We start from the raw sequence: 1,049 nt of genomic DNA on the forward strand, positions 1-1,049 counted from the left end.
CGAAGCACGGTACGAATGCTCTTGCCCTCGTGCAGCAGCTCGAACGCCTCGTTGATCTTCTCGAACGGCATCTCGTGGGTGATGAACTCGTCGATCTTGAGCTCGCCGTCCATGTAGCGCTGCACGTAGCCGGGCAGCTCGCTCCTGCCCTTCACCCCACCGAACGCCGAGCCGCGCCACACCCGACCGGTGACCAGCTGGAACGGCCGCGTCGAGATCTCCTCGCCGGCCCCGGCCACGCCGATGATCACCGACTCGCCCCAGCCCTTGTGGCAGCACTCCAGCGCCGAGCGCATCACGTTGACGTTGCCGATGCACTCGAAGGAGTAGTCGACCCCGCCGTCGGTCAGGTCGACGATCACCTGCTGGATCGGGTCCGAGTGCTCCTTGGGATTGACGAAGTCGGTGGCGCCGAACTGGCGCGCCAGCTCGAACTTGTCCGGGTTGACGTCGATGGCGATGATGCGGCTGGCCTTGGCCATCTGCGCGCCCTGGATCACCGCCAGGCCGATGGCGCCGAGGCCGAACACGGCGACGGTGGAGCCCGGCTCGACCTTGGCAGTGTTGAGCACCGCACCGATGCCGGTGGTCACGCCGCAGCCGAGCAGGCAGATCTTGTCCAGCGGCGCCTCCTGAGAGACCTTGGCCAGCGAGACCTCGGGCAGCACGGTGTATTCGCTGAAGGTGGAGCAGCCCATGTAGTGGTGCAGCATCTGGCCGTCGAGCGAGAAGCGCGAGGTGCCGTCGGGCATCAGCCCCTGGCCCTGGGTGGCGCGCACCGCCTGGCACAGATTGGTCTTGCCCGAGCGGCAGAACTTGCACTTGCCGCATTCGGCGGTATAGAGCGGAATGACGTGATCGCCGGGCTGGAGGCTGGTGACCCCTTCGCCCACCGCCTCGACGATGCCGGCGCCCTCGTGGCCCAGCACGGAAGGAAACAGCCCCTCCGGGTCGGCGCCGGAGAGAGTGAAGGCATCGGTGTGACAGACGCTGGTCGCGGCGATGCGCACCAGCACTTCGCCGGCCTTGGGATCCTGGACATCGATTTC

Annotated in this window: 1 protein-coding gene; it reads right to left on the reverse strand. The window is 66.8% G+C overall.

Features of this window, described 5'->3' with window-relative positions; translation table 11 throughout:
* The coding region (locus tag HBJ55_RS22210) for an S-(hydroxymethyl)glutathione dehydrogenase/class III alcohol dehydrogenase (protein ID WP_167120478.1) at window positions 1-1,049 on the reverse strand (1,049 nt) is incomplete at both ends.

The sequence above is a fragment of the Billgrantia bachuensis genome (assembly GCF_011742165.1).
Lineage (GTDB): Bacteria > Pseudomonadota > Gammaproteobacteria > Pseudomonadales > Halomonadaceae > Halomonas > Halomonas bachuensis.